The 3,654-nt window shown below is 48.2% G+C and carries 4 protein-coding genes and 1 pseudogene; 2 read left to right on the top strand and 3 right to left on the bottom strand.

Annotation, left to right across the window (positions count from 1 at the left end; translation table 11 throughout):
- Positions 1–84 precede the first annotated feature (84 nt).
- Entirely contained in the window at positions 85–954 is an 870-nt protein-coding gene (locus KDK17_RS00805) for a rhomboid family intramembrane serine protease (protein WP_257287131.1), read from the top strand.
- A 30-nt stretch (positions 955–984) separates the two neighbouring features.
- On the opposite strand, the gene KDK17_RS00800 is transcribed toward KDK17_RS00805, so the two are convergent.
- On the bottom strand, positions 985–2,232 hold the full coding sequence (locus KDK17_RS00800) for an RING finger domain-containing protein (RefSeq protein ID WP_257274907.1): 1,248 nt from the start codon (positions 2,230–2,232) through the stop codon (positions 985–987).
- A 384-nt stretch (positions 2,233–2,616) separates the two neighbouring features.
- Here KDK17_RS00800 and KDK17_RS00795 point away from each other — a divergent pair, with 384 nt between their 5' ends.
- Positions 2,617–3,078 carry a virulence RhuM family protein gene (locus KDK17_RS00795; RefSeq protein WP_257287130.1) on the top strand — a complete coding sequence of 154 codons (462 nt, stop codon included), beginning with the start codon at positions 2,617–2,619 and terminating at the stop codon, positions 3,076–3,078.
- A gap of 148 nt (positions 3,079–3,226) precedes the next feature.
- On the opposite strand, the gene KDK17_RS00790 is transcribed toward KDK17_RS00795, so the two are convergent.
- The gene (locus tag KDK17_RS00790) at positions 3,227–3,364 is read right to left on the bottom strand and encodes a hypothetical protein (RefSeq protein WP_257274905.1); all 138 of its coding nucleotides are present in this window, start codon (positions 3,362–3,364) and stop codon (positions 3,227–3,229) included.
- Positions 3,361–3,654, bottom strand: a pseudogene (locus tag KDK17_RS00785) (hypothetical protein); the annotation flags it as partial. The gene KDK17_RS00790 and the pseudogene KDK17_RS00785, both read right to left, overlap by 4 nt.

Genomic DNA, 3,654 nt, shown 5'->3' with positions numbered 1-3,654 from the left:
CTCAATTTCTTGCAATCCTCGCTACGGACGCTTAAGTCCGACAGGCTGCTAGACTAAATCGTTTGAGCATTACAAGAGTCGACTATGTATAGGGTGCTGGAACTTTCTGCACATAAGGATTTGAGTGCACTTTCCTACTTTCTTTATCGGCAGGGAGTGCCCCACAGAATTACCGAGGAATCCGGGAAGCAGGTGCTCTGGACCCAGAATGAGCAGCAGGGGGCCGCAGTAGAACAGTTCTACCGGGACTGGCAGTCCGGAGAGCTTGAACTGGAAGTAGCACCCCCCCGCAGAGGAGCCGAGGTCGGAAACTTCTTCAAAAGCATTCCCTGGAAAAGCTTTCCCTTCACCTTTCTGATCCTTGCGGTCTGTCTGGTGGTGGCGGTTCTGACTCATCTGGGTGAGAACATTCAGGCTATTTCCAGTTTCACCTTCGTGGATTTCAAGTTATCCAGCGGCTACATCTACTATGCCTCTCTGGAGCACACACTGGAGAGTCATGAGTGCTGGCGCCTGATCACGCCGATATTTATTCATTTCGGGATTCTTCATCTGGTGTTCAATGCCCTGATGTTTTACGTACTGGGTGGTCGAATTGAAAGGCATCAGGGCGGTACCCATCTGTTGGGACTGGTTTTTCTGACCGGGGTGCTGTCAAACTTCGCTCAATATGTCATGTCAGAGGGTTCTGTGCTCTTTGGTGGTCTTTCCGGCGTGGTTTACGGGCTGATGGGTTACAGCATGGTGCGCGAACGGCTGGACAAGAGTTTCTACATGGGTCTGCCTCCGGCGATTTATGGCTTTATGCTTGTGTGGCTGGTCATCGGCTATACCGATATTCTCGGGCCATTGCTGGGGCAGATGGCGAACGCCGCTCACCTGGGAGGTCTGGTATCCGGGATGGTATTGGGTGGGCTGGCCGCTTTGATGTTCAAGTCCAGAATTAAGACTTAATGGTTAAGGAGGGGGCTGGCTTGGGTTCTGCTAATCTAAATCATCCAGATATCCTATATCTTCTGACGCCCCTGACACTTCGCTGAATATAACTGTTCGCACTTGATAACGACAAACGCCGCCATCACAGGGGTAGGCCGGACAGTACAAACTCAAAGTATGCAGTTGGTTACCGTCGGCAGAGCTCGAATGCAGGAGGCTGGTGAAAGAACCTGCAGGTTCGATGATTGTTTCTGAGACCTCCCCGAAATAAGTCGTTTGCGAGGATCTGATGCCCGAGGCCTCGTTATAAGAATCTGGTAAGTCCTGCTGTGCCTTTATGCCCGCTACAAAATCCGGTGATTGTGCCAATGATGACAGGTCCCCTCTGCAAAGTGGGCAGGACCATCGTGAAGCGCTCAGAATCACCTTTTGTAAACAGTGCCTGTCAATTTTCTTCGAACAACAGGGAACAGTAATTACATCGTCAAGCTTGTCAAGACATACGGGGCACTCCTCATTTGCTTCAGCCAGCCCTCCGATGGCGGCTGGTGGTCTGAATTGACAAACGCCATTACAGGCATCGACGTAACAATCTAAGCCGTAGGTATGTCGGTGTTGTTCAGGGTCTTCATTACCGTCGGCAGAGCCGGAATCCAGAGGGCTGGTGAAAGAAGCTCTCAGCTGGGTGGTTCTTGCCGAGGCCTGCTGCCCGGACGATGACGCGAGTGGCTGGTCTGGTGGAGCATTTTTTTGTTCATCATGCCCGTTAGGCCCCTTAGTGATGATCGCAAACGGATGACCCACTTGTGTCGAAACAAATGCCGCCCCCGGTTGACCCATTGGGTTAAACAGCAATGAATCGGGGTTCCAATAGCTTTTCAAAAGCCAGCCGACAGCAATAAATGCTTTTTCAGGTAGCCGCAAACAAGGGATAGAGCCCAGGGGGGCACCATTGGTGGTCAGAGCCAGTTCGTAAGCAACCAGCAAGTGAGTGGGATAAAGCCATTGCCAGTAAATCGAGGCAATAAAGCGGGTGGCTAAACCGTAACCATTCAATCCACCTGGCTCGTTTGCAGCCGAAAAATACGGGCAGCCGTTTGTGTCGTCAATGTCTAACGAGCCGACCGGCAATGTATTCAGATTATGCTTTATGGAAAAGACCCGGTCCAGAGAACCTGTCCCCTGATGCGGTGCAAACTCGACAACAAAACGTCTTGTCAGCTTTTCGGCCTGACAAATAACAGACAGCGAAAGCAGCAATAAGAAAAGCACCGTAGAAAGTGTTTTTACCATCATTATCTATCCATCTTTTCTTTCTGTTTGTGCAAAGTAGACTAACAAAAAGAGCAAGTGTTTGTTTCTGTCAAGAACCAAAGGTTGCAGCGGGTAAAAGTTCGCTGAGAATAAGATGGCAGGATACAAACCATTCTTTTCCTGCTTCCATGATCCAGCGCCGGTGTGTGATGATCTGAATGAGTTGATCAGTCAGTAAGCTGCACAGCAAAAGGAAATGGCATAACCTCACGAGCAATTAATGACTATTCTTGATGCAACTCTAACAATCAGAACAGAGGTTAATTAATGAACTCGGACTCTAATGAGGTTCAGATCTTTACCACTGATTCAGGAAGCATCCATGTTCAGCTTGCCCAAAAAAGCGTTTGGCTAACCCAACGTCAAATGGGTGAGGTATTTGGAACAACAGCAGAAAATATCTTAATGCACCTGAAAAATATATATAAAAATCAGGAGCTTGAGGAAAAATTAACTTCTAAGGATTTCTTAGTTGTTCAAAAGGAGGGCAAAAGACAGGTACGCCGAAACCTAAAACATTACGATCTTGATGTCATTATTTCTGTTGGCTATCGAGTCAATTCAAAAAGGGCGGTTCAATTCCGTAGATGGGCAACCGGTGTTCTGAATAACCATCTCACTCACGGGTTCTCCATCAACCAGCAACGTTTTGAAGAAAACCCAAGGGATCTGATAAGACAGTTCAAAGCTTGCGCAAAGCTTCATCTGGATCCGGTCATGCCGGGATTCTCCGAACAGTTTATGTCAGACGAAGCACTGGATAAAATGATACGGGAGACCCATCTGGATGTGCATTCCAGACATCTGGAGTTTATGAGTAAAGAATAAAGACGACGATTTTTTTATATCTGAATGAACAGAGAACAATGCCGGAACAACATAAAAAGGTCATGATGGATTCTTTTCATCCTGTTCCTCACCTGTTGAAGCAGCGTGAAGCATTGACAGATTCAGCTGAAAGTGAAGTAACTTACAGTCAGGCTGTTCCAAGAGTCAGCATGTTCATAATCAAGCGTATCAGGGTGTCTTTATGTTCTGGGTCTGACTCTGCAACCAGCAGAGTCAATGCTGCAAGACCTATGTCGTTAATCACTGGTTGGTCATCCTCGTTCATAAGGCGACCATTGCGATACATTTTGCAAACAGCTCCGTGGCCTCCCCTCGCTGAATTAATTGCCTGTTCAGTTCATTTAGTGATGTCATGGCCTGATACTTATCGACCAGAGTACCGCCGGGCTGACCTGCCGGTTCGCTCAATAAGCCCTCATCGTAGCGTTGTAGCCAGAGAAAGGTCTGAGTATACCGGCTGACGATTTCAACCAGCCCTCTGCCTGCCTCTGCTTCCAGTTCGGGCGTTGCTGCTGCTTTGCGAATAAGCACTAAGGCAGCTTCCAGCTCTTTGGC

It is taken from the genome of Endozoicomonas sp. SESOKO2 (assembly GCF_024606245.1).
Lineage (GTDB): Bacteria > Pseudomonadota > Gammaproteobacteria > Pseudomonadales > Endozoicomonadaceae > Endozoicomonas_A.
The sequence above is the reverse complement of the archived record's forward strand: the minus strand, read 5'-3'. Positions and strand labels throughout refer to the sequence as shown.